The 25,299-nt window shown below is 57.8% G+C and carries 18 protein-coding genes; all 18 read left to right on the top strand.

The annotated features are described in order from the left end of the window. The first annotated feature begins 33 nt into the window (after nucleotides 1-33). The 18 genes from NTX17_07310 (at nucleotide 34) to NTX17_07395 (ending at nucleotide 25,243) form a co-directional block, all read left to right on the top strand. Nucleotides 34-3,960: a translocation/assembly module TamB domain-containing protein gene (locus tag NTX17_07310; protein ID MCX5801175.1), complete on the top strand. Its 3,927-nt coding sequence runs from the start codon at nucleotides 34-36 to the stop codon at nucleotides 3,958-3,960. A gap of 57 nt (nucleotides 3,961-4,017) precedes the next feature. Next, complete coding sequence (locus NTX17_07315) at nucleotides 4,018-7,176, top strand: hypothetical protein (protein ID MCX5801176.1); 3,159 nt, start codon at nucleotides 4,018-4,020, stop codon at nucleotides 7,174-7,176. A 3-nt stretch (nucleotides 7,177-7,179) separates the two neighbouring features. Further along, nucleotides 7,180-9,336: a UvrD-helicase domain-containing protein gene (locus NTX17_07320; protein MCX5801177.1), complete on the top strand. Its 2,157-nt coding sequence runs from the start codon at nucleotides 7,180-7,182 to the stop codon at nucleotides 9,334-9,336. After that, a complete protein-coding gene (larA, locus tag NTX17_07325; protein ID MCX5801178.1) occupies nucleotides 9,333-10,637 on the top strand; it encodes a nickel-dependent lactate racemase in 1,305 nt (434 codons plus the stop codon). Before NTX17_07320 ends, larA begins: the two co-directional genes overlap by 4 nt. A gap of 55 nt (nucleotides 10,638-10,692) precedes the next feature. Further along, nucleotides 10,693-11,973: a phosphoribosylamine--glycine ligase gene (gene purD / locus NTX17_07330; GenBank protein ID MCX5801179.1), complete on the top strand. Its 1,281-nt coding sequence runs from the start codon at nucleotides 10,693-10,695 to the stop codon at nucleotides 11,971-11,973. Between the two features lie 2 nt (nucleotides 11,974-11,975). Then, the gene (gene purE / locus NTX17_07335; protein MCX5801180.1) at nucleotides 11,976-12,452 is read left to right on the top strand and encodes a 5-(carboxyamino)imidazole ribonucleotide mutase; all 477 of its coding nucleotides are present in this window, start codon (nucleotides 11,976-11,978) and stop codon (nucleotides 12,450-12,452) included. Next, on the top strand, nucleotides 12,449-13,078 hold the full coding sequence (locus tag NTX17_07340) for an L-threonylcarbamoyladenylate synthase (GenBank protein ID MCX5801181.1): 630 nt from the start codon (nucleotides 12,449-12,451) through the stop codon (nucleotides 13,076-13,078). The genes purE and NTX17_07340 overlap by 4 nt, the downstream gene beginning before the upstream one ends. Before the next feature lie 25 nt (nucleotides 13,079-13,103). Beyond that, nucleotides 13,104-13,592, top strand: coding sequence for a low molecular weight protein arginine phosphatase (locus tag NTX17_07345; GenBank protein ID MCX5801182.1), 489 nt, complete (start codon nucleotides 13,104-13,106; stop codon nucleotides 13,590-13,592). Next, nucleotides 13,589-15,349 (top strand): ribose 5-phosphate isomerase B, encoded by a 1,761-nt coding sequence (gene rpiB, locus NTX17_07350; protein MCX5801183.1) that lies wholly within the window; start codon nucleotides 13,589-13,591, stop codon nucleotides 15,347-15,349. The genes NTX17_07345 and rpiB overlap by 4 nt, the downstream gene beginning before the upstream one ends. A gap of 330 nt (nucleotides 15,350-15,679) precedes the next feature. Continuing rightward, nucleotides 15,680-16,150 (top strand): hypothetical protein, encoded by a 471-nt coding sequence (locus NTX17_07355; GenBank protein MCX5801184.1) that lies wholly within the window; start codon nucleotides 15,680-15,682, stop codon nucleotides 16,148-16,150. A 205-nt stretch (nucleotides 16,151-16,355) separates the two neighbouring features. Further along, nucleotides 16,356-18,800, top strand: coding sequence for a hypothetical protein (locus tag NTX17_07360; GenBank protein MCX5801185.1), 2,445 nt, complete (start codon nucleotides 16,356-16,358; stop codon nucleotides 18,798-18,800). A 121-nt stretch (nucleotides 18,801-18,921) separates the two neighbouring features. Further along, nucleotides 18,922-19,473, top strand: a complete 552-nt coding sequence (locus tag NTX17_07365; protein MCX5801186.1) for a PTS sugar transporter subunit IIA — start codon at nucleotides 18,922-18,924, stop codon at nucleotides 19,471-19,473. After that, a complete protein-coding gene (locus NTX17_07370) occupies nucleotides 19,466-19,822 on the top strand; it encodes a hypothetical protein (GenBank protein MCX5801187.1) in 357 nt (118 codons plus the stop codon). The genes NTX17_07365 and NTX17_07370 overlap by 8 nt, the downstream gene beginning before the upstream one ends. Before the next feature lie 86 nt (nucleotides 19,823-19,908). Next, nucleotides 19,909-20,454, top strand: a complete 546-nt coding sequence (locus tag NTX17_07375; protein ID MCX5801188.1) for an HDIG domain-containing protein — start codon at nucleotides 19,909-19,911, stop codon at nucleotides 20,452-20,454. Nucleotides 20,455-20,486: 32 nt separating this feature from the next. Continuing rightward, nucleotides 20,487-22,178, top strand: coding sequence for an AMP-binding protein (locus tag NTX17_07380; GenBank protein ID MCX5801189.1), 1,692 nt, complete (start codon nucleotides 20,487-20,489; stop codon nucleotides 22,176-22,178). Between the two features lie 31 nt (nucleotides 22,179-22,209). After that, nucleotides 22,210-22,791 carry a GNAT family N-acetyltransferase gene (locus NTX17_07385; protein MCX5801190.1) on the top strand — a complete coding sequence of 194 codons (582 nt, stop codon included), beginning with the start codon at nucleotides 22,210-22,212 and terminating at the stop codon, nucleotides 22,789-22,791. Then, nucleotides 22,788-23,801: a hypothetical protein gene (locus NTX17_07390; GenBank protein MCX5801191.1), complete on the top strand. Its 1,014-nt coding sequence runs from the start codon at nucleotides 22,788-22,790 to the stop codon at nucleotides 23,799-23,801. The genes NTX17_07385 and NTX17_07390 overlap by 4 nt, the downstream gene beginning before the upstream one ends. A 167-nt stretch (nucleotides 23,802-23,968) precedes the next feature. Next, on the top strand, nucleotides 23,969-25,243 hold the full coding sequence (locus NTX17_07395) for a right-handed parallel beta-helix repeat-containing protein (protein ID MCX5801192.1): 1,275 nt from the start codon (nucleotides 23,969-23,971) through the stop codon (nucleotides 25,241-25,243). The last annotated feature ends 56 nt before the right edge of the window (nucleotides 25,244-25,299 follow it).

The following is a 25,299-nucleotide window of genomic DNA, read 5'->3' on the forward strand; positions in this document are numbered from 1 at the left end:
CGAGGTGAGAGGACGGAGGAGTTCGCTAGGGCAATGCGGCTGAGAGGTCTCAAGATAGCGGGAGTGGTTCTTGTATCCGCGGTTGCGGTTGTGGCAGTTGCTGTTGTGCTGCTCTGGCAGACGGATCGCGCCGCGATTAACACAAGGCTTGCGAAGCTCGCGCAGGAATTCCTGATAGCGAACGATTCTACGAGAATCGAAATCTCGAGCATCTCCGGGAATGCTGTGGGCTCTGTGACCCTGCACGACGTGAGTCTCTTCGTCAGGGACGGCAAGGATTGGAGAAGCGTGTTGACGGCACGCAAGATCAAATTGGGCTACAGCCTGTGGGAACTCGCACGGAGAAGATTCGTACTGAATCAGGTGGAGATTGAAGAGCCCGTTTGTTCGCTCACCAAGGGAGCGCGTGGAACGTATCTGTGGCCGCGCTTTGGAAAGGGTGGGAAGGGAAAGGGGACGAAATTCGTAATCGGCAGCTTGGTAATAGAGCGCGGGGAATTCAGGATAGGTAGGCGCGGAGAGAAGGGGCTCTTTGACGACATTTCGATGAGGAGCTCGCTGACGAGCGGCCCCGACGGGATCGCCCTGAAGGGGCTGGAGGTCAGCTTTGCCGCTTCAACCTGGAAGTACACGGTGGAAAGCTGCAGTGGAGACCTGCTCTTCCGCGAAGGCAGGATGTGGTTGCAGAGTCTGGACGTGCGCACCGCAGGGTCGAGCTACAACGTGGACGGCTTCATCGGTCTCGGGCACCCGATGGACGTCGAGATTAAGGTTCTCGTAGACACGCTTTCGATTGTCGAGTTGAAAGGCATGAAGACACTCGCGTTTCTTCCCGGCGAAGGGAAAGTGTCGGGAAGCGCGACTTTCTCGAGAAAAGGAGGGGGACCGACGAGGATTACCTCTCTCCTATCCGGAACGTACGGGACGCATGTCATAGACACGCTGCAATCAGTTACCACGGCGAAAAACGGCAAATGGGAAAACCAATTCCGGATGGAGTCTCAGGGAAGTGTGATAGAAGGCACGTTCAACGCGGGCCCCGGGACTCTGCAGGAATGTGCTGTAGATTTCGTGAGCTTTGACCCGAGGGCCTGGCCCGAGATCTTCACGGAAGCCAGGATCCCGGAGGGTTCCCTCAACGGGGCCTTCAGATTCTCGGGAAATTCGCTCGTTTCTCCCCAGAGAAAGGGAGAGATTCAAGTGGCACTCGACGGCGGGAGCTACGCCGGGCTGTCATTTCTTGAGGGGAAGGGGGAGGGCAGCTTCGACGGCGAAGGAAGTCTCGTTTTCTCGAGCATCGATTTCCGCGGGGCCGGCTACAACGTTACCGCGTTCGGGACGGTGGGGCCGAAGGCCACGATTGATGCTGCGTTCAGAGCTTCAGTGGAGAAACTGGGTGAGTTTGCTCCACTGAGGGGCAAGTTCGACGTCGAGAGCGAACTGACGGTTTCAGGAAAGCTGCACGGCACCGGGGAGCGGTTGACGATTGAGACAGATCTGAGCGGCGAGCTCCTTCGCACGTCGCCATCGACTGTGTCTGGCGTTCTCAGGGACGGCCGGGTGGAAGGGGAGCTCTGGCCGCTTCTTTCTCTGAGTGCGAAGGCGGTTCTGAGTCCGGGGGAAGTGAGAGGTTCGGGGTTTGATTCGCTGACGGTGGAAACTCTGATTGAGAAGCCTCGAGACGGGAGCCGCCGTGCGGAGGTCGCTAAGGACAACGGTGAAGGATGGTGCTCGCCGGTGGTGGTCGTTAGCGGAAACGCCCGGGCCGTACGAGGTGACACCGTCATCACGGCGGAGGCGACTTTGGATTGCTGCGAGAGCGGAGTCCAAGTCAGGGTCGAGAATCTTGTGGCGAGTCTGGGGCAATCGGTCTGGCGGAATGAAGGAACCGTGCATCTCGGGTGGCACCGGGGGACCATGGAAGTGGCGGACCTCGTGCTCTTTTCGGGAGAGAGTCGCATCGAGCTTGCAGGTTCAACCGAGCCCGCAAAGAAGAGGGCCGCAGGGAGGCTGACCGTGGTCTCGCTGGACGTGCGGGGCGTCGCCGGCAAGTTTGTGCCCGCGGCCGGCAAGATGGACGCAGACGTGACGTTCGAGCAGACGGACAGTGGGTCCTCTTTGGACGGTCGGGTTGACTGGTCGGACGCCAGCTTCGGGGAAAGAACCTTTGACAGACTGTCCCTTTCGGCGTCGGTGAGCAACAACGAGATTCACCTGAAACAGGTGGAGGTCGTTAAGGCGCAGGGGAAGATCACGGCGTCGGGAGAGCTTCACTTACCCATCCACTTTGGAGAATTCATCGACTCCTTGAGGTCGAGGCGCTCGGTTCCGAGGGGTGTTCAGGCAAACCTTGACGTGGTGACGGCGGGATTGAGTCTTTCCGAATTCTCTCAGTGGCATCCTGCCCTGGCATCGCTGAGCGGCATCGTGGACGCGCGGATCAGGATAGATGGGTTTCTAGAGAATCCGCGGATGACCATCAGTTCAGACGCCAAGGACTTCCGCATTAGAAAATACCAGGTTGCGGGCTTGGAACTGAGAGCGACACTGGCGGACGGCGTGTGTAACATCTCCCGCCTCGGCGTGATGGAAGGGAATGCGAAGGGAGAGGCCCAGGGCTTCTTCCCCGTAGCGTTGAACCTGGGCACGGGTCACCTGAGCTTTCCGGATGGCGCCGTTGACGTGAGCGTCAAGCTGTCGGAGAGCGATTTGTCGGTTATTTCGCTTTTCGTGAAGCAGATTGCGTCCGCGTCGGGGCTGACCAAGGGCGAGGCTCGTATCAGCGGCACGTTGAGGAATCCCACGCTCAAAGGCGGCTTCGAGATCACGAATGCGACTCTCAGGCTGGTTGGGAGAGAGGAAGTACTCGAGAATGTCAATGCTCAGGTTTCCTTGAACGAGAGGGCGATCGAACTCGTAAGCTTCACCGCGACTCAGGGAGAAGAGGGCAGGTTGGAGGGAAGCGGCCGCATACCCTTGGGCAAGACCGAAGGGGCCGGGTATAGCTTCGCGATCAAGGGGAAGAAAGTCACGTTCGGCGACCCGGAGGATATCGCTCTCAAGTTTGATTGTGACCTCGTGATTTCGGCCGTCGAAGTGCGGGACCGGGGCACGTATCCGAAGATCACCGGAAAGATTGACGTGAAGCAGGGGATCATCGCGAGGGAGTTCCAGAGCGTCCAGGGTCCGCAGGAAGAGCAGCGGTGGCTCTGCGACGTCCGGGTGGAAGTCGTCAACAATCTGTGGCTCAAGAACATCAACACCGAGATAGAACTCGCCGGATCGGTAACGGCAAGAAAGGACATGTCCGGGCTCATTCTCCTCGGGTCTCTCACAATCTTGAGGGGAAAGTACTACGTTTTCGATAATGAGTTTACGATCACCTCGGGCACGCTGGAATTCAAGGACGTGGGGCGAATAGATCCTGAAATGAACATCAAGGCCGAGACCAGTGCCTCGGGAAGGATCGTTTACCTTACCCTGACGGGGAAGCTGAGCGAACCCACCATTGTGCTGGCTTCGGACGATTCCAATCTATCACAGACCGACATTCTGCGTCTTCTCACCGTGGGGAAGTACGCCACAACGGAGTCGGGGCAGACCGGCGATACTGGGCTGATGCCGGGCGTGACAGGTTCCGTGGGCAACTACTTCCTCAGGCAGGTTGAAAGAAGACTGGCGCGGGAACTCAAGTGGGTCGACTCCATCGAGCTCGGGGGCGACCTCGAGGGAACGAGCGCGATGAGCGAACTGCGATGGGGGCTTGGCAAGTACATCACGCCGGAGATATACCTGCGCTACTCACAAGGGCTCACCAAGATGTCTGGGAGAGACGTCTCCGTCGAGTACAGGCTGAGCAGTCTTCTGTTTCTGAGAGGTGGAGTCAGCAGCCGAGATAGATTTGCAGGCAGGGAGAGAGACGAGTACAATCTAGACCTGAGGCTCAAGTACGAGTACTAGGAGCTTGCCGGGGTGGAACTGCGTGCCCGTACGTGAGCGCGCGCAACGAGGTGGGGCATGAGTTTTGGCAAAGTGTACAAGTTGACGTGGGCGATTCTGGGCATCGTGATTCTCGCGGCTCACTGTCTGGCCGGCGAGGCAAGCGCGCAAACCTTTGGGAAGAACAAGGTCCAGTACACGCAGTTTCAATGGCGAGTGGCGTCCTCCAAGAACTTCGATGTCTACTTCTACACGGGCGAAGACACGTTGGCCACCATCGTTCTGGACCTCGCCGAGCAGGCCGTGAGCAAACTCTCGAATGACATGGGCCATCGTCTTCACAAAAAAGTACCGATAATCATTTACGAGTCCCACTACGACTTCGAGCAGACAAATGTGGTAACGGAACTCATAGAGGAGGGCGTCGGAGGCTTCACGGAGCTTTTCAAGAACCGAGTGGTGATCCCGTTCACGGGTTCGTACGAGGACTTGAGGCACGTGGTCGTACACGAGCTCACCCACGCCTTCATGTTTGACATGATGTACACGGGAATCTTCGATTCGATTCTGAGCGCCCAGTATCTCTACCAGATACCGCTGTGGTTTTCGGAAGGTCTTGCTGAATATGAATCGTTGGGGTGGGACGAAGAAGCGGACATGGTGATGAGGGACGCGGCAGTCTCAGGCTACGCCGTGCATCTTGACATGCTGAGCGGGGGATATCTTGTCTACAAACAGGGTCAGTCCGCCATGAGCTTTCTTGCCAGGCGCTACGGGAAGGAGAAGTTGCGGGAGATCGTCGGAGGTCTTAGGACAAATAGAGACTTGGAGAATGCGTTCCAGAGGAGTCTCGGGATGAGCGAGCGCAAGTTCAGCGAAGCGTGGATGGAGTCGCTGCGCAAGCAATACTGGCCGGAGGTGGCGCTTCGAGACAATCCCGAGACATTCGGAAGAAGAATAACGGACCACAGCGCCGACGGTTCCTTCCTCAACCACAGCCCGGCGGTGTCGCCGAAAGGAGACAGACTCGTTTTTCTCTCCGACCGGGCGGGCGCCATGGACATTGTGCTTGCCTCGGCGATAGACGGGAAGATCATCCGCAGGCTCGCGCGGGGCGAGAAATCGATGCGTTTCGAGGTAATTCCTTCCTTCAGGAATTCACTCGCCTGGTCTCCTGACGAGAAGAAGATTGCGTTCATAGCAAAGAGCGGTGAGGGGGACGTGCTCTATCTCCTGGACGTCAACTCCGGGCGGATTTCAAAACGGTTTAAACTGAAACTGAACGAGGCGGCTTACCCGAGCTGGTCGCCCGAGGGGGACAAAATCGCCCTCACGGGACTGATGGAGGGGAAGGCCGACCTCTATTTGCTGGACGTTCGAACCGGCGAATTGGAGAGATTGACGGAGGACCTCTACGACGACGTCGAGGCCAACTGGTCGCGCGACGGAAAGCTGATAGCCTTTGCCTCGGACAGACGCCTTCCTTTTGCCCTCGGCGCGGCCGCGGAGAAGGGCGGGATCGGTACTTATGCCATTTACACAATTGACCCGGTCACGCGACAAATAAGGAGCGCGATAGACACCGGAGGGAACGACAGGAGTCCGGCCTGGTCGCCCGACGGATCCGAGATAATCTTTACCTCAAGCCCTGACGGAGTCAGCAATCTCTTTGCTTTTGATTTCAAGGATTCATCCCTGGTACAGCTTACCGACGTTCTGGGAGGGGTATTCTCTCCCAACTGGTCCAAGAGTGACAGGCTTGCGTTCTCCCTGTTCTCCGACGCGGGATGGGACATTTATGTCGCCAAGGAGCCTCTGTCGCTGAAGGCCGTCATGGATGAGCTTGTCAAGGAAGGGAAGGCGCGGCGCATCGTGGCCGGTTCCGATACATCCAAGGCCTTCGTCGCTGCGACTCAGGCAGACACGTCTGCCGCCTCTTTTGCGGGGGCTGGAGTGGACACGTCGACGGTCTCCGTTGTCGCTGCTCAACGTGACACATCTGGGGTTTCTGTGACTGCGACCCTGCCGGAAACGTCACTTGCGCTTCTACCCACTGCCCTCAGCGTAGCCACGCCCCCGAACGCGCTGCTGGCGCGAGTGGACACCCTCGTCTCGAACGCTGATTCCTCCGGAACCGTGGTTCCGGGGAGCGTTGGCGTGGCAAAAGCCCGACCGTACAGGGTTAAGTTTTCGCCGGATTGGGTGACGGGTGGCTTCCAGTACAGCTCTGCCTACGGCCTCGGAGGCAGCACTCAGATTTCACTCAGCGACTTTCTCGGTAATCACAGAATCTACGTCGCCTCCGACTTCTTCTCGTCCGTGGAGGAAACTGACATCCTGGCAATCTACTACTATTTGCCGAGGCGGTTGGACCTGGGCGTGGGCGGGTTTCACTACAAGAATTACTACTATTCCAATACGACCACCCTCGGTGAGGAGTTCTCGGAGGAGAAGTATTTTTCCGAAAGAAACTACGGGTTCATGTTTCTTGGAAGCTATCCGTTCGGAAAATTCAACAGGGTGGAAGTGGATTTGACACAACTCACTGTTGAGAGAGAATTCTACGAATATGACGAATACACTGGAGCGTTCTACGCCGCGGGGACGAAGACCAAGCACGTTCTTTCGCCCGGCATCACCTTCGTCGGCGACACGGTTCAGTGGGGCGCGTTCGGGCCCGTGGCCGGATCGAGATGGGCCGTCTCATATTCGCACGCGCTCAAGCTGTCTGACGAAAGCATGGATTTCCACACCGCCTGGGTGGACCTTCGGAAGTACTTTAGAGTGGCTCCAGGGTATTCCTTCGCCTTCCGGCTCGTCGGAGCCGCGAGCGATGGTGGCGACGCGCAACGTTTCTTCGCGGGCGGGCCGTATACATTGCGCGGCTACGACGATTTTCAATTCAGGGGGACCAGACTCGTTTTCCTGAACAGCGAGTTTAGATTCCCGTTCATTGACAGAGTCGGATTCGTGTGGCCCCTTCCGATCGGGCTGAGGAACATCGAAGGTGTGTTGTTCTTCGACGTCGGAGCCGCGTGGAGCGACGACGAAAGCTTCAAGCCGTTCACGCGGATCCACGGATTCCACATGGATCCAACGTACGGGGGTGCCTGCCTGGGCACCGGCATAAGAACCAACCTCTCTTTCATCATACTCAAATTGGACTTTGCATGGCGAAGTGACTTGAACGAGGTCGCCGGCTACCGAACGCACGTCTCCATCGGCGGGGATTTCTGATAGATGGAGGCCGAGCTGAACCCCGAACAGCGAGAGGCCGTCTCCTACGAATGCGGTCCCTTGCTTGTTCTGGCAGGCGCAGGCAGCGGGAAGACGCGCGTCATCGCGTATCGCATCGCCCACCTGGTCAAGCAGCGCGGTGTGCGGCCTGACGAGATACTTGCAATTACTTTCACGAGGAAGGCCGCCGCGGAGATGAGACGGCGCATCGAGGCGCTGTTGAGCTTGCGCGTCGTAGGGATGTGGATAGGCACGTTTCACTCCGTCTGCGCCCGCGTCTTGCGCGAGCAGGGGACAAAACTGGGATACGGGGCGAATTTCTCAATCTACGACGAGGATGATCAGAGAAGTCTCGTCAAGGAGGTCATCGAAGAGCTCGAAGTGTCAGACCGCGAGTTTCCTCCCGGCAGGGTGCTCCAGAAGATAAGCTCGCTCAAGTCGGAACTCGTCGGTCCCGATGAGATGTCGAGACTCAGCATGTCTCATTATGACAAGATCATTGCGCGCATCTACGAGGCCTACCAGAAGGCCCTCGTGGACAACAACGCCATGGATTTCGACGATCTCCTGGTGAACACGGTGAGGCTCTTCTCGGAGTTTCCTTCGGTGAGAGATGGTTACGCTCGGAGATTCAAGCACGTGCTCGTTGACGAATATCAGGACACGAATCTCGCCCAGTACAGGATCGTTGCGGAGCTTCGTCGCGAGAACCACAATCTGTGCGTGGTCGGGGACGACGACCAGTCCATCTATGGCTGGAGAGGGGCGAACATACGAAACATCCTGGAGTTTGAGGACAACTTCCCAGAGGCAAGAGTGATCAGGATGGAGCAGAACTACAGATCGACCGGGCTCATTCTGGAGGCCGCCAACAACGTCATCAAGTGTAACGTCGGGCGTAAGGGCAAGACACTCAGAACGGACAACGAATACGGCGAAAAGATCTCGCTTCTTCTTTTCCAGAACGAGGAGGAAGAGGCCGAGGCGGTGGCCCACGAGATATCGGCAGAGCGGATGACGAACGGAACGTCGCTCTCGGAGATGGCCGTCCTTTACAGGACCAACGCGCAATCGCGCACGCTCGAAATCGCTCTGAGACACGCCGGGATAAGCTATCAGCTTGTGGGAGCGACCTCCTTCTACGAGAGGAAGGAGATAAAGGACATTCTGGCCTACCTGAAATTGTGTGTGAATCCGCGGGACGAGGTGAGTTTGAGGCGGATCCTGAACGTTCCCCCGAGGCGAATAGGCCAGGGAGCGATTGCGAGGCTCACCGACGCTGCCTCGAGGCGCGGGATGTCTCTGTCCGATGCGCTCAGAATCGCCCGCGAAATCGAGGGCATGCCGCCGGCCGCGATCAAGGGGGTCGAGGGGTTTGTTTCCGTGATGGACGAATTCGCGACGCGCAAGAACGAGAGTATGGATACGTTGATCCGGAATCTCATCGAAAGAGTAGGTTACAGGCAGTATCTTCAGAGCGCGAGCACGAACGTGGAGGACAGACTCGAGAACGTCGAAGAGCTGATCGCGTCGGCGAAGCTGTTTGCGGAGGAGAACCCGGCCGGCGAGTCCGTTTCTGGGAGTGGCGAGGTGCGTGAGGGCGTGCCGCAGGAGGATCGTGAAGGGTCGCTGCTTGGCGGTTTCCTGAACGACGTCGCGTTGGTCTCACAGATCGACACCTGGCGACCGGAGGAAGAGAAGGTCACGTTGATGACCGCGCACAATGCTAAGGGTCTCGAGTTCGGATGCGTCTTTATCACCGGATTAGAGGAAGGGCTCTTTCCTCACTCGGCCTCGATGGACAGCAGGGAGGAAATCGAGGAGGAAAGAAGGCTCTTTTACGTCGCACTCACGAGGGCGAAGCGGCGCGCGTTCCTGACTGCCGCAGCCAGGCGGAGGCGGTTCGACAGCCGGGGAGAGACGGCTCTCTCGAGGTTCGTGCACGAGATTCCGGAAAGCCTCGTGGCCGCGAAGGAACTCTGGGAGGTGCGGCGGGACAGCACGCTCGTGGGACGGCAGGTTTTTCATGAGGAGTTTGGCAGAGGTGTGGTCATCGGTCAGGACGGGCACGGTGAGAACGCCAAGGTGACCGTGCGTTTCGGTGGAAACGTGGTGAAGAAGATCGTGGCGAGATACATGCAGTTGGAGGGCGGTGAATGAAGGACGGAACGATAAGTCTTTCCTTCGGAACAGACAGGGTGGAGTTTCGGCCTCCCGAACGCACCAGGATCCGGATTCTTTCACCCAGGCACGCAGGCGCACTCGGTGACCCCGTCGGCGAACTGCTCTCCGTTCTCGATGGTGGAAAGGCCGGCGCGAATTCAGTGGGTCCTTCGCTCGAGAGTCTTTGTAGCGGCGTCGAACGAGTGCTCGTGGTCGTCTCGGATAGGACGAGGGTCACGGGTGTCAAGGTCTACCTGCCGCTTCTCACGGACTTCCTGATGCAGTGCGGGCTTGGCGAAACCGGGATAGAGATTCTCGTTTCAAATGGGATGCACGGGCCTGCGGGAGACGGAGCGCTGGGAGAGTTCCTGCCGGCCGAGGTGCTCGGGAGATTCCGTGTCAGTGAGCACGATTGTCACCGCCGGGACGCGCACTCCTACGCCGGCAAGACGAAGCGCGGGACGGAGGTCTATCTTAACAAGAGAGTTTTCGAGGCCGAGCTTGTCGTCATGACCGGTTCGATCGGTCTTCACTACTTTTCAGGGTACAGGGGCGGGAGAAAGAGCATCCTGCCCGGCGTAGCGTCCTTCGAGACGATTTGCGCAAACCACCGCCTCACAATACCGGGGGGCGAGGGTTTTCATCCACTCTGCAGAAACGGGTCTCTGAAAGGGAATCCGGTGCACGAGGACATGCTCGAAGCACTCCCCATGATTCCTCCTTCGTTCCTCCTCAACACGATCACCGACGCGTCCGGGAGCATCGTGAGTGTGTTCGCCGGCGATCCTGTCGAGGCGCATCTCAGGGGCTGTGATTCGTTCAGAAAGGGTGCAGAGGTGTCGGTGGACGAACGGGCCGACTGCGTGATCGTAAGCTGCGGTGGTTACCCCAGAGACGTGACGCTCATCCAAGCCCACAAGGCCATGGAGAACGTCAGCCCCGCTCTGAAGAAAGGCGGCTCGATGGTCGTGCTGGCGGAGTGCCGGCACGGAGTCGGGTCGGAGACTTTCATGAGCTGGTTCGAAGGAAACAGCCTGGCCCACGTGAGGCGGAAACTTGTGTCAAACTACGTGCTTCACGGCCACACGGCTCTTTCCCTGATGGAGAAGCTGAGTCGCTTCAAAATATACCTCGTCTCCGCGCTGGACAATGACGTCGTCGCCTCGACCGGCCTTGTGCCCGTCGGGAGCGCCGAAGAGGCTCTGAGGCAAATCTTGAGTGAGACGAGTGGCGAGTTGAGCACGTTTGTCTTCCCTGAGGGTTCAGAGACGCTCCCCGTGCTGAAGGCCTCTTGCTAGAGGAATTGCGAGTACCTGCGCAAGAGAGAGGGCGCTCCGGAAGGGTGAGTTCTCCATGAAAGTGATGGTCGTCGGAAGTGGAGGGAGAGAGCACGCCCTTGCATGGAAACTCTCACGGGACAGGGAAGTGGAGAGCATTGTGTGCTGTCCGGGAAATCCAGGCATCGCAGAGCTGGCGACATGTTTGCCGGTTACTCCGGATGACGCGACAGGCCTCCTCGCGGCATGCAACGAACGTTCCATAGACCTGGTTGTCTTTGGTCCGGAGGAGCCTCTCGTCAAAGGCGTCGGAGAGTGGTTGAAGGGGAACGGAGTGAACGTTTTCGGACCATCTCGCGGGGCCGCGCGCCTAGAAGGGAGCAAGGCTTTCGCCAAGCTCTTCATGGAGCGACACAAGATTCCCACTGCGGGTTTTCGGATTCTTGACTCCTACGCCGATGCGCGGGAGTCCGTTCGTGGGCTCGATGGGCGCGTGGTCGTGAAAGCAGACGGCCTCGCCGGGGGTAAGGGCGTGATGATTTGTACCGGAGAGAGTGAGGCCGAGAGGGCGTTGCGGGAGATCATGGTTGAGCGGAGATTCGGCACGGCGGGGGAGAGAGTCATCATAGAGGAATTTCTCGAAGGCGAGGAAGTCTCAGTGATGGCGATTTGTGACGGGGAGGACGTCGCTCTTCTTCCATGCTCGAAGGATCATAAGAAGGTTTTTGACAACGATAGGGGGCCGAACACCGGGGGCATGGGGGCGTTCTGTCCGGTGCCGTGGATCGAGCAGGATTTGCTGGACGTCATTGAATCCACAATCATGCGTCGCGTTGTTGAAGGGTTGGCGGAGGAGGGGAGTGTCTATGCGGGAGTCCTGTACGCAGGTCTCATGCTGACGTCCGGGGGACCCAAGGTTCTCGAGTTCAACTGTCGCTTCGGGGATCCCGAGGCGCAGGTCGTTCTTCCCGCGGGCGAGTTTGAGGTCGCCCAAATGCTCTTGGAAGCATCTGAAGGAAGGCTCGGTCGCAGAGAAAGGCTTGAAGCCGGCTCACACTGTGTGTGCGTCGTGGTGTGTTCTGGAGGCTACCCCGGCGACTACGAGGTAGGCAAGGAAATCGTCGGCCTCGACAGCCTGCGAGATACCGACGGCGTCCTGGTGTTTCAGGCAGGTACTCAGAGGAGAGGAGATCGCTTGGTCACTGCCGGCGGCAGAGTGTTGGGTGTGGTCGGAGTGACGCCGACCTTGACCGAGGCGAGGGCGAAGGCATACGAGGCAGTACGAATGATAGATTTTGAGGGGATACACTATCGAGGGGACATCGGAGCCAAGGCGCTTCGCGGGGAAAGGATGTAACCATGATGCGTTACTCCGTTCTGATAGTGGCAGGAAGTAAGTCGGACGTTCCGGTCATGGAAGAGGCCGTGAAAACTCTGGACCTGTTCGGGGTGACAAGCCGCCTGGTCGTCGCCTCGGCGCACAGGCATCCGGAGAAGGTGAGATCGCTGGGAAAGAACGCGCGTCGTAGCGGCACGCAGGTGATAATCGCCGGCGCTGGAATGTCGGCCCATCTCGCCGGCGTGCTCGCCTCGTACACGACCGTCCCGGTGATCGGGATACCTCTTTATTCGGAGCCGTTCGGAGCCCTGGACTCTCTTTTTGCGACAATCCAGATGCCTCGAGGCGTGCCGGTCGGCGTGGTTTCGGTGGGCGAGGCAGGTGCCGTCAACGCGGCCATTCTGGCCGTAGAGATACTCTCCATCAGAAACGATTCGCTCACTGCAAAGCTGGACGGATATCGAAAAGAGCTGAGGAAAACGGCTTGGGTAGGGTGATCAAGACCACCGAAGGATTCTCAGAAAGTGAGCTCTTGGACCTCGTTGAGAGTCTCAAGAGGGGCGGAATAGTGTGCATGGCGACGGACACCGTGTATGGGCTCATCTGCGCTGCGGGCAACGAGGAAGCCGTAAGGAAACTGGCTGGCATCAAGGGCGCGGGCAGGAGACCTTTCTTGGTCCTCATCGGAGAGCTTTCTTGGCTCCGCTTACTTGTGGCTGAAGTACCCGCGGCTGCCGAGCGACTCATTGCCCGTTACTGGCCCGGACCACTCACTATTGTGTTCGAGGCGGGTAAAGACGTCGGAGCCTGGCTCAAGGGATCTCGCAGCACGATTGCCGTGCGCTATCCGAATTGCCTTCCGTGCCGGCAACTCTTGAAGGGTCTCGGCAGTCCGGTCGTGTCATCCAGCGCGAATCTTCAAGGAGAGGACGCCTGCCTCACCGGACGCGAAGCTTGCCAGGCGTTTCTGGAAGAAGTAGATTTTGTGGTAGATTCGGGGAGGGCTCCGACGACCCTGCCGTCCACGATCATCGACGTCACACTCGCGCGCCCAACGGTGCTGCGCCGGGGCACGTTGAACGTGGACGATGGGCAGCTTTCGGAAGGCGAGGCGAATCAATAGACCTTAGAAGAGGAGACGAGGCACATTGTTCACGATACTTCTGGTGTGCACGGGAAACACTTGTCGAAGTCCCATGGCCGCCGGTCTACTTGAACGGCTTATCCCGAGAACGTTGGCGAAGAGTGTCAGGATAGAGTCGGCAGGGGTCGACGCGCAGAACGGGGGTCCGGCGTCAAGGAACGCGATAGAGGTCAGTAAGAGGAGAGGAATCGACGTCTCGGGTCACTTTTCGAGAAGGCTGACGCGAGAGATCGTGGAGGCCGCCGACCTCATTCTTGTCATGCAGAAGATGCACTTCGACGAGGTGCGAGAGATCTGTCCCTCGCGGGCCGAGCACACATTGCTTCTCACGGAGCTGCATAAAGACCCGAGCGCGGATGCGAAGGAGATAGCCGACCCCTGCGGGGGTTCGGAGGAAGTGTATGAGCGGTGCTTCAGTCAGATACAGACGAGTCTCGAGAAGGGCATGAAGTTTCTGCTCGAGCTTGTCAAGTCCAAGGAGGGTTCGCAGTGACGAGTGAGAAGGAAGTCGGGGGCCGAACGTCGACGAAGATTGCTCTGGGCTCTGACCATGCGGGTTTCGAACTGAAGAACCATCTGGTGAAGACCCTCAGGAATGAGGGTCGCGACGTGGAAGATTTCGGCACGTTCTCTTTGGAGTCGGTGGACTATCCTGACTACGGGTTGCGCGTTGCAGCGGCCGTAGCGGACGGGCGATTTCAAAGGGGAATACTCGTTTGTCATTCGGGGATAGGCATGTCCATCGCCGCAAACAAGGTCAGGGGAGTCAGGGCCGCTCTGTGCAGGGACGCCGAGTCCGCAAAGCTTTCGCGACTTCACAACGATTCCAACGTGCTTGTTCTGGGTGCAGGTTTTACGCAGCCTGGCGAGGCTGCGGAACTCGTGAGGATTTGGCTCGACACACCTTTCGAAGGCGGACGTCACGCCAGGCGCGTGGAGAAGATCTCGCGTTTCGAGGAGAAGATCGACGGGCCGTCTTCGCCGGACGGCGGACCCAGGCCGGTCTTCTGGTCCTATCACGGACAGACGGTCAAGCACGTTGACGCGGAAGTCTACGGACTCCTACAGCGAGAAACCAAGAGGCACAGCGAAACCTTGGACCTGGTCGCCTCTGAGAGCGTTGTCGATCCTGCCATCCTCGAGGCGATGGGCAGCATCTTTGCGTTGAAATACGCCGAAGGATACCCGGGCGACCGGCTGTATCCGGGCTGCGAGGTGATGGACGAGGCGGAGACGCTGGCCATCGAGAGAGCCAAACTCCTCTTTGGAGCCGACCACGTGAACGTGCAACCGTACTCGGGGACGCAATCAAACATGGCGACCTACTTCGCAATCCTGAAGCCGGGGGACAAGATCGTCAGTATGAGAAGCGATCACGGAGGACACTCCACGCACGGAGGGAAGTCCAGCTTTTCGGGTGCGCTCTACAGGTCCTTCAGGTATGGCGTGAAGAAGACCACGGAACTTATTGATTATGAACAGGTTGAAGAACTGGCTAAGAAAGAGAAGCCGCGCCTCATAATCGCCGGCGGGAGCGCTTACTCGAGATTGATAGACTTCGCCAGGTTTCGCGCCATTGCAGACTCATGCGACGCCATGCTGATGGTGGACATGGCTCATCTCGCCGGCCTCGTGGCGGCGGGGATTCACCCGAGCCCCATTCCTTTCGCGGACGTCGTCACGAGCACGACCCACAAGACGCTCCGGGGACCCAGGGGTGGTCTCATACTCTGCAGGAGAGAACTGGCCGAGGCCATCGACAGGGCGGTGTTTCCGATAATGCAGGGTGGTCCGCTGATGCACGTGATACTGGCCAAAGCGATTTGTTTTGGGCTTGCGCTCCAAAAAGAATTCAGAGAATTTCAACTGCAGGTGGTGCGCAACTCCAGGGCCCTTGCGGAGGAGATGAAGAAGCTGAGTTACAGAATCGTGTCCGACGGTACCGACAATCACCTCTTCGTCGTGGACACAACCGCGTCGGGCATTGACGGCTCCGTCGCTTGGAAGGAGCTCGAGAAGGCGGGTATACTCGTGAACAAATGCGCGGTTCCGTTTGAGGAGACTGACGCGTTCGGAGGTCTCCGAATGGGCACGCTGTCCTTGACATCCAGGGGGATGAAGGAAGCGGACATGGCCGAGGTTGCCGGCCTGATAGACGTCGGGCTCAAGAAGGGGTCAAGCGGCGCCGAAATTGCCGGCGTCAGAGCCGGTGTGAAACAGCTCTGCGGCCGTTTCAAGGTCTATCGTTAGGATTTTCCTCCTTTGGGCCTCTTTTCCAGCCCCTCTGCTCGTTTCTCTCCGAGTCTTACCCCGAAGTTGAGACTTGCGCCGGCGTATTGCAAATTGGGCGCGTGGGCTTCTAGTTTGCAAGGACGGCAGTAATCGAAACCCAAGGCCAATCGTGAGCCTCCGCTAACCTCTTGTCTTATAGTGCATTATACCTCATTTCTTTTGCCGATCGTGGTACGGAAGTTGCTCTGTGGTGTACTGTGGCCGATTCTCTTAGGGGCCTGGAAAGACAACGGAGTGACTTTACACCCAACGAGGAATAGGAAAGCGATGTTGCGTTTATGGCGAGGGTTGATAGAGAAGATTAGAAGTGGGGATCATGTCTACGTCAAGGGGCTCAGTCAGGCCTGTCTGGGCTACCACGGGAAGGCGATGAAGCTCCTGGAGGAGGCTGCCGAGAGATACAGAAAAGAGGAAAGCGTAGAGAAGCTCGCAAGGCTCAGGGTCCACCAGCTGATGGTGAAGTACCAGATACAGCGAAGCCCTATCGAGAAGCAGAAGATAGTAGAGGAGGTAGTGCTTCGATTGAGCAAGCTAGGGGAGATTGAATCTCCCGAACCGCCGTTCGCTCCACGCGATGCACGAGAGGTTTTGCGCAACTGGATGGAAGAGAAGGCATTCGTGATCGGTACGGGCGCGGTGGAGACTGTAGCGGGAATCGAAGAAGAAGCCATTCTGGCTGAGCTGGAGTCGACTCTGCCTTGCGAGCTGCTCGGCGTTCTTGCCGGTGCGGGTGAGGGAGAGAAACAAATGAGAGAATGAGCGGGACAGCCTTAGAGATTTCGCGGGACCGCCGCCGGCCCTGCTGGTGCCTCCACCGGGTTCAGCAGGGCCTCTTCTTATAGGAGGGTGGCTTCCCCTTGACTTTCTCCCGCATGCATTCTACGTTGGCCACTGTCGACGCTCGAGAAATATCCCTTCCGCTGCAGCGTGGAGCGTCGCGGATATTGTTGAGGAGGTGGCCGCCTTGAAAGCTCACTCGCTCAATCCGAAGAATCACTTGTCGAAGCGGAGGACGCGCCTTCTGTGGGGAGTACTCATTCCCGCAGTCTGCGTTCTGGCGCTTGTCCTCGTCGCCTTCCTTATCATGCGCTCTATCTTTCCCTCGGAAAAACTGCGAGAAATCGCGATCGCGAGACTCGAGGAAACGACCGGTCTGTCGATCTCGGTAGAGGACGCAGAGATCTCGCTCGTGCACTGGCGAATCGGGGTCAAGGTCTCTGGGCTTGAAGTAGCCGCAGGTGCAGGGCAGCAGGGATCTCAGATCTCTCGACTCGCCACAATCCCTCAACTCGGAATAGTGGTTTCGATACTACCTCTGCTCAGGAGAGAGATTGTCGTGAACGAGCTCTACGTGGAGAAACCCCGGATAACTCTGCAACTGGGGGGTGAGCCGATTCTCCGTCGCCCGCCGGGCAAGCCTGCCGCCCAGACCGCGATCCCCATGTCATTTTCGCTCTCGAGGGCGGTCGTCAGCGGCGCGGATATCGAGCTGCGAGACGTGCGTAGCGGGAGCGTCGTAGAGTTCAGGGATCTTGACGCAAGCTCAAGCATCGGTGCAGACAAGAGCACAGAGAGCTTGTCGTTCGAAGGGAAATCATCCGTGAAGGAAGTCTCGGTGCGCTTGGCCCAAAAGTTGCCCATCGACATACCTCCGTTGAACGTCAAGACGTCGTGGAAAGCTCGTGTTGGACTCAGGGACAAACTGCTGGAGCTGGAGAGAGTCTCGGTGAGAGTCGCGGAGTTTCCGATTGAGGCCGCCGGCAGGGTGAGTCTGGCAGGCGAGAAGCCCAACCTGGACGTGACGGTCAAGATTGAGAAGATCGGTGCAGGGAGGTTGCTTGCCCTTGCTTCGAAGGTGCTTCCGGAGAAGGCCAAGGCCGTGAAGATCGACGGACAGATTGAGGCCGTCGCCAGAATTCGGGGAAAGATGCCTTCGCCCGAAGTGGATGTCGACAGATTCGAAGTCTCAGTCGGGCACTCGAACGTGAGCTGCAAGGCTGTGTTGAAGACCCAGGAGCCGCGCAGCGTCAACTTCGAGTCCAACGGGAATCTCAGGCTCGATGAGCTTGCCGGTGTTCTCCCTGCGGGCAATGGGCCGAGAGTCACGTCAGGAACCGCGTCCTTCCGCATCAAGGGCGGGGGTCTCATCAAAGAACTCAAGGCGAACCCGCTCTCGCTCCAGGCTGAAGGGCACGCGACGATCAGCTCTGTCGTCGTGGAGCTTCCTCGGCCGTCTCCGCGTGTGCTGTTGGACAGGGCAGAAGTTACCGTGGCCGGTCGAAGCGTGGAGATAACCGGAGCCACGGCCCGCGTGGGGAGCTCCACGTTCAACGCGACGGGCCGCGTACGCGACTGGAAAGAGCGCTCCGTTGAACTTGACGTGAGCTCTCCGATGCTCGACCTCGGTGAGCTTCTCCTGCCTGTTGCGAAGCAACAGAAGGTCTCCAAGAGTGAAGCGACGAAGAGTGCCGTCCTCAAGCAAGGAATTCCGGCGAACGGCACAGCGAAACTGAAAGTGGACAAGCTCAAATTCGGAAACTTCGATGCGAAGGATTTGAACGCGAAGGTCGTCTTTGGCGGAGACAGCGTCGTGGTCACGGACATGACGATGAATACGCTGGGAGGCAGATGCAGCGGCAAGAGCCGACTCGTCGTGCCCAGGGAAGGTGCGCGAGGTTACAAAGCCTCCTTTGTCGCGGACAACCTCCAAATGAGAGAGCTCCTCAACTCGCTCACGCCCGTCAAGGAGTTCATGAGCGGTCTCAGCTCCTTCGAGATCTCCGTTGAGGGCACGCTTCCCGAGGATGCATCTCCGCTCAAGAGTGTGGCTGCGAAGGGCCAGGTAGCCACGACCCAAGCCAGGGCGATTGCGTCGCCTCTCGTGTCCGCGATCGCGTCGTGGGTGGGTCTTGAGAAGACCGATCAATATGCCATCAAGGATTTCTCGACCTCCTTTTTCGTCCAGGAGGGAAGAGTGATTCTGCCGCAGTGCAGTCTGGAGGAAAAGAACTCGACGTGGAATTTTGCCGGTTCCACTGGGTTCGATGGGTCGCTTGACTACAAGGTGAACGTCACCCTCTCGCAAGAATACTCGAAGCGCACAGGCTCCCTCAGAGGGCTGGAGCAACTATTGAAGGACGACGAGGGTCGAGTCGTGGTCGACCTGATTGTGGGCGGAACCGTGAAGAAGCCGGCGTTCAAGTGGGACAGCACCCGAATGCAGCAGCGCGGCCAGGACCTGCTGACTGGGAAAGTGCGTGGCCAGATCGAGGCGCAGACAAAAAAGGGCGAAGCACTCAAGCAGGAAGTGAAAACCGAACTCGAGAACAAGACCGACAGTCTGAAGGTGGAGACGGCCAGGAAAGGGGCCAAACTCCTCGAAGACTTGCTCAAGAAGGGGAAGAAATAGCACGTGCGAGGGCACGGAGAGAGGGCTCTGCCGCGGAGTGATCCCAGGCGAGGAGGGCGGGAAAATACATATTGACGTTCGACGAAGCTTTGGATATACTGCGGAACGAATGTGGTTGTAGATGGGCGAACTTGAGATTCTGCACGTAATAACAACCGCCATCTTAAGTTCTGCTGCGACCGTGTTCGGAATGTTGACTTCAAGTATGACAAAAGAGACCAAGCTCGCTGCTTGTTTTGAGTCAGCTCTTTTCATTCCCAATCTCCGCGCCGCCGATAGGCTGCAGGCCCTCGAGGAGATGGTGGATTGCCTTTACGAGAACGGGCGAGTCAAGGACAGGTCGCTCGTGCTCGAGATGCTTCGTCGCAGGGAGATCCTTGGTAGCACGGGCATAGGCAAGGGCATAGCGATCCCTCACGGCAGAACGCTCGCCGCGCCGGAATTGAGCATACTCTTCGCGCGTTCGGCCGACGGCATAGACTTCGACGCCCTCGACAGTAAACCCATTCACCTATTCTTCGTGATCGTCGCTCCGCCGCATGATCGTTCCAACATCTACCTGCCGGTTCTCGGCCGAATTGTGGAGAAGGTGAAAGAATCTCGCATACGTCAGAAGCTCATGAAGGTCGCGAGCTTCGAGGAGCTGAGGAAGGTGTTTCTAGCCGATGGTTAGTACGAGGAAGACCCTGAGACTGTTGGTCACGCTCCAAGATCTGGACTTGATGATTCGTGAGTCGCACGACCCCGCAAGCAAGGGCGAAGAGGAAGACATGGGTTTTGAGCTCAAGAACGTCGAGACGCTTCAAACAGCCAGGACAAAACTCGCAGAGCAGATAGGCCCCAGGTGGCTAGGCGTTTATGAGCGGGTCGCAAGGCGATATGGCAGGGCGGTGGTGCCGGTGCAAGAGAGAATCTGTCTCGGCTGCTTCGTGACGCTTCCGACTTCCATCGCTCACAAGAACCTCGAAGACCCCGAAATCACGGTGTGCGAGAACTGCGGCAGGATTCTGTACTGGCTGTGAGACAACCGGCCTGGGGCTCGAGGTCTACCCTCGAGCTCATGGTTCCGCAAGCGAAATCTCCAGACACGGGAGGGAACCTCGGCATGATGACGCGCCAAGAAGCTCTCGAACTGGTGAAGACAAACGTCACAAACGCGAATCTCATCAAGCACATGTTTGCAGTCGAAGCGGTCATGGGAGTACTCGCGAAACGTCTGGGCGAGAACGAGGAAACCTGGAGGCTGGCCGGCCTGCTTCATGACTTGGACTACGATTTCACCGCGAAGGATCCGGCGAGGCACGGGCATCTGACTGCCGAGATGCTCGCGTCTAAGGATCTGCCGGCGGAGATTCTCTATTCTATCAAGTGCCACGCAAGCCATTGCGAGCCAGTCTCGAACATGGACAGGGCGATTGTGGCTGCGGATCCGCTCACGGGACTGATCGTGGCGGCAACGCTCATGCATCCCACAAAGAAGTTGAGGGGCGTTGACGCGACGTTCGTGCTCAATAGGTTCAAGGAGAAGGGGTTCGCGCGTGGTGCCAACCGCGAGCAGATGAAAACCTGTAGTTCAATAGGTCTGGAGCTTGAGGAATTCGTCGCGATCGGGCTGGAAGCGATGACGGGGATTGACACGGAGCTGGGGCTCTAGATCCGAGCATTTGCTGGGAGGGGGAAGACGGGTTGATCGCTGACATTCTGAGGGAATCCGCGCGAAGACACGCACACAGGCCTTGCGTGCGCATCCGCTCCGATAGCCGTTTCTCCACCCTGACTTACGAGGAAGTTGACAGGTTTGTTGATTTCTTTGCCGCCGCGGTCATCCGCCAGGGCATAGAGCCTCGCCAGAGAGTCTGCATCATTTCTGAGAACAGACCAGAGTGGGTTATCAGCTACCTGGGAACTCTTCGGGCCGGCTGCACGGTGGTTCCTCTCGATTCTCTCTCCAAGCCGGAGGATATCCGTTACCTGGTGCGGCGCTCGCAAGCCAGGATGGTATTGAGCTCGGGGAAGTTCGTAAAGGATCTGGGGCAGTTGGAGGATTCGGAAGAAATCAAGCCCGTGATCGTATGCTTTGACAAGGCAGAATCATTCGCTGACTGGCTGGCAGGTGGAGAGAATGCCTTGAAGGAAGGCGGTCCCTCTGAACGACGTGGACCGGAGGACGAGGAAGCGGTTCTCATTTTTACGTCTGGAACCACCGGAACCGCGAAAGGAGTTGTTCTTTCGCATCGCAACATCTGTTTCGACGTGGCAGCGGTTCTCGAGTCTATCCCTCTCAGGGAAACTGATAGACTTCTGTCAGTCCTTCCTCTTCATCATACTCTTGAGAGCACCGCAGGTTTTCTCGCACCACTCAGCCGTGGGGCCTCGATTACATATGCGAGAAGCTTGCGTTCGAAGGAGATCTTGGCTGATCTCTGTGCTTGCAGGGCCACCGTTTTCATCTCAGTTCCTCTCATGTATGAAAAGATAGGAGCGGGGATAGAACGTGCGATTGCGCAGTCCCCGGCGCACAGGAGACTAGTTGCGAAGCTCCTGCTGAGGTTCAGTACGTCCGCGAAAGAGAAACTTGGATTGGACGCAGGATCATTCCTTCTCAGGTCGCTGCGGAAGAGGGCAGGTCTAGACTGCGTGAGAATCGCCGTTTCTGGCGCCGCACCTTTGCCCGCAGAGGTGCAGAAGTTCTTTGGAGTTTTGGGCGTCCCGATTCTGGAGGGCTATGGACTAACAGAGGCTTCCCCTGTGGTCAGCGTCAATGAACTGGACAAGTTGAGACCGGGCTCAGTAGGACGACCTATACCGGGTGTTGAGGTAAGGATCGACAAGCCAGATGCACAGGGTATCGGCGAAATCATGGTCAAAGGCGATAACGTAATGAAAGGATATCTCGAGTCGCCCGAGGCAACTGCAAGAGTGTTATCGAGAGGTTGGCTCCGTACCGGCGATCTCGGCAAACTGGACGAAGACGGCTACCTCCGCATTTGTGGTCGGTCAAAGAACGTAATAGTCACTCGGGCAGGCAAGAAGATATTCCCAGAAGAAGTTGAGACATTGCTGGCAGGTAGCCCATTTGTGTCAGAGGTGATGGTCGTCGGGGCAAAGAATCCGATTTCCGGAAGGGAAGAGGTACACGCACTCATCTATCCCGACTTTGAGCAACTCCGGATCTACGCAGAGGAAAACGACATACGCCTGGACGAGGAGCAAATCAAAGAGCTCGTTCGTTCTGAAATAAGGAGACTCTGCGTTCGCCTTTCCGACTACAAGAGGGTCAAGAACTTCACCATTCGTAACGAGGAATTCCCCAAGACCTCTACCAAGAAGATAAGAAGGCAGGCGGTTTTGGAGAGCGCGAGTGCCCCAGAACCTTGACTGTCGTTTCGCCAAGAGGGAGTTGCGTTCTATGACCAGCTTTCACCCGCTGACAAAGAAACGATGGCCTGATTTCGAGAAGCTCTTTGGTGCTCGCGGAGCCTACTGCGGCTGCTGGTGCATGTACTGGAGGGAGACGCGCGGGGAGTTCGCGGCGAGGCCGGGCGAAGGGAATCGGAAGGCCATGAAGAAGATCGTGGACTCCGGGCAGGTTCCGGGCATTCTGGCCTACGCCGGCGGGGAGCCCGTCGGATGGTGCTCGGTGGGTCCCCGAGGGGACTTTCCGTCTTTGAATAGGTCCCCCGTGCTCAAGCCACTGGACGAACTGCCGGTCTGGTCGATCGTGTGTTTCTACATCGCCAAGGGCTACAGAGGCAAGGGACTGGCCCAAGATCTTGTTCGAGCTGCCGTGGGATACGCCAGGACGAAGGGCGGGAAGATAGTCGAGGCCTATCCGACGGAGCCGAGGGGACGTTGTTTGGCACCCGTGTCCAGTTACATGGGGACGCCGTCCGTGTTCTTACGAGCCGGGTTTGTCGAATGCGCCCGTCCGTCCAAGTGCAAAGTAGTGATGCGATACTACATGTCGTCGAGTAATCGGAGGACTATGTGAGAGGCACATCATTGAGCATTCTCCTTGCAGTCGTGACCCTGGGCTGTTCGGCAGGGATTGATCCCGGGTCCATAGCCCGTTCGCAAGGTGTGAACTCTGTACCCGCAGCCTCTTCACAGTCCGTTGGGTTCGCGACGAGCGATTCTTCAGGAGACATAGAATGGTCAGACTTTGAATGGCGTGACGCCACGATCGGAGGGAGAACATTCGAGCGGGGTGCGGTCCTGGTTCCAGTAAGGTTGAAAGGCAACCCGAAGACCTTCTGGATGCAGTTGGACACCGGAAGCGACGTCAGCGTCGCATATGGAATACCGCTCATGCAACTAGAGTGCCCGGTGCGACCCGTTGAAGGTCAGGAGGGCTTCGTCGGACTGAGCGGCACTCTGGGGAGTTGTCCATTCGATTCGCTCCGCTTCTTCATGCGAGAGGATTTCGGTGATTCGCTGAGCGAGAAAGAGACGCGCCCTGTCATCGGGACGATCGGCCAGGATTTTCTGGTTGAGAAAGTGCTCCTTCTCGACTTTGTGAAGGCTAGATTCTACTTGGCCGATTCGACGGACGGCGCGCTAAGAAGGTTGCTTTCTCGCGCGAGTTTCGTGGATTTGGAGAGACGGAACAACAAGCTCTTCGTTCCTGTGCAGATTGGTGAAGTAGCTTCCAAGGATTTCTTCTTCGATACGGGCGCAAGCCTCTTCCCGATCACAACCTCAAAGCAGATGTGGCAGAAGCTGACTGGTCGAAAGGGAACTGAGAGCAGCAATGTGCGAGTCAGGGTGTCCTCGTGGGGACAGGAAGTCGTGCTCATAGGCGCTCCGGCGAAAGGAATGCTGAGATTCGGTGAGCTGCAGGTGGAACATCCCATGGCTTACTTCGATTCGACAGGATCCATAGATTTCTCGAACTGGCCTTTCAAGACGGACGGCCTGCTCGGGAATGCTCTGTTTTATCACGACTTCACCGTCGTTCTCGATCTCCAACAGAACAGGTTTGGCATTCTCAAGAGCGAATGAGTGGAGCCGCCGCGTGCCGCCCCGCCTGGAACTTCGTGGGCCGTGGTTTGTAGTCCTCGTTGACGTATGCCCACGCGAGAATCTATACTCATTGGAACGCGCACCTGGCCCGAGAGAACGCATAGAATCCGGGTCTTGATCTTAGGTCCGTTTGAAAGGAGTCCAAGGTGAAGAAGGTCACCGAATCCCTCGTTTTCCTTCGCGTCAGTCAGGCCGCAGCGTCATTTGTTCGGTGCCTGGCCCGCGGCGGGACGCCGTTTCTCGTGAGCCTCTTTGTTGTCACCGTGGTTGCTGCCGGTATCTTTCTTCCGCTGGATTCTGCCTGCGCGCGCCTACGCCGTGTCCCGTCAGAATACAAGACGATCCAGAAGGCCATCGATCTGGCCGAAGTCGGGGACACCTTGCTGGTGGGCCCAGGTGTCTACAAAGAGAATTTGCTTCTCAGGAAGGCGGCTTCTCTGATCGGTGTGGCGGGTGCCTCGAAGACCATAATCGATGCCGGACGGCGGGGAGTAGCGCTCACTTGCGATCAGGTGGATAGCACTGCCACGATTCAGGGGTTTACTTTCAAAAACGGTGTGGGTCTGCACGGCGGTGGACTGTTTCTCAGTAGCTCTTTTCCGAGGGTCATAGGGAACGTTTTCACTGCGGATTCCGCCAAGTATGGAGGTGCCCTCTGTGCGCTGTGGTCCAATTCAGTGATCAAGAACAACAAGTTCGTAGGGAACGCGGCCGAGTATGGCGGCGCCATCTACACCATGTTCATTTCACCGACCATAGACTCGAACCTCGTGGAGAACAACAGGGCGAAGCTAGCCGGCGGCCTGTACTTTGCGAAGTCTTCCGAGGCCAAGGTGAGGGGGAATACCATAGTCGGAAATCGAGCCGAGACTGGCGGAGGTGCGTTCTTGAACAGGGCCGCGCCTCTTCTGGAGGGGAACGTCTTCAAGGCCAACAAGGCGGAACAGGGTGGTGGAGTGTGTGCGCGCCAAGCCGGAGGGCTCATCAAGGACAACGTTTTCTGTGACAACGTAGGCTCGAGGGGCGCCGCGCTCGCTTTTGTGGACACGATCGGTCCCGACGTCCGCGGCAACACCATAGTGCGCAACTCGGCGCCAGATTCTCTGTGCGCGGGTATCTACTTCTTGACGACGTACATGAACGTTGCGAACAACATCATCGCTCACAATTCCCCGGGCTACGCCGTCTATTGCCTGTCGGGAGCGACGCCGGTCCTGTCCTGCAACATCATGTGGGATAACGCGACTGGTGACTATTCGGGTGTCGTGTCAGAGACGGCGGAGGTGCGCGAGGACCCGCTGTTCTGCGCACCGGAGAAGGATGATTTCTCTGTTCGCGAGGGCTCGCCCGCTCTGAGCAAGGATTGCGGCAACATTGGGGCCAAGGGCCAGGGTTGTGGTGCCGTGAAGCGAGCCAGATGAGACCCGGCCTCAAGCCGGGCCTCCTATCGTCGAAAACGGAACTTTGTGGCTGACTC

This window comes from Candidatus Eisenbacteria bacterium (assembly GCA_026388185.1).
GTDB lineage: Bacteria > Eisenbacteria > RBG-16-71-46 > JAFGJU01 > JAFGJU01 > JAPLKG01.

Bases quoted from the DNA above. Each gene is read 5' to 3' on its own strand.
- NTX17_07310 (MCX5801175.1), top strand. From the start codon at position 34: ATGCGGCTGAGAGGTCTCAAGATAGCGGGAGTGGTTCTTGTATCCGCG.
- NTX17_07315 (MCX5801176.1), top strand. From the start codon at position 4,018: ATGAGTTTTGGCAAAGTGTACAAGTTGACGTGGGCGATTCTGGGCATC.
- NTX17_07320 (MCX5801177.1), top strand. From the start codon at position 7,180: ATGGAGGCCGAGCTGAACCCCGAACAGCGAGAGGCCGTCTCCTACGAA.
- larA (MCX5801178.1), top strand. From the start codon at position 9,333: ATGAAGGACGGAACGATAAGTCTTTCCTTCGGAACAGACAGGGTGGAG.
- purD (MCX5801179.1), top strand. From the start codon at position 10,693: ATGAAAGTGATGGTCGTCGGAAGTGGAGGGAGAGAGCACGCCCTTGCA.
- purE (MCX5801180.1), top strand. From the start codon at position 11,976: ATGATGCGTTACTCCGTTCTGATAGTGGCAGGAAGTAAGTCGGACGTT.
- NTX17_07365 (MCX5801186.1), top strand. From the start codon at position 18,922: ATGGGCGAACTTGAGATTCTGCACGTAATAACAACCGCCATCTTAAGT.
- NTX17_07370 (MCX5801187.1), top strand. From the start codon at position 19,466: ATGGTTAGTACGAGGAAGACCCTGAGACTGTTGGTCACGCTCCAAGAT.
- NTX17_07375 (MCX5801188.1), top strand. From the start codon at position 19,909: ATGACGCGCCAAGAAGCTCTCGAACTGGTGAAGACAAACGTCACAAAC.
- NTX17_07385 (MCX5801190.1), top strand. From the start codon at position 22,210: ATGACCAGCTTTCACCCGCTGACAAAGAAACGATGGCCTGATTTCGAG.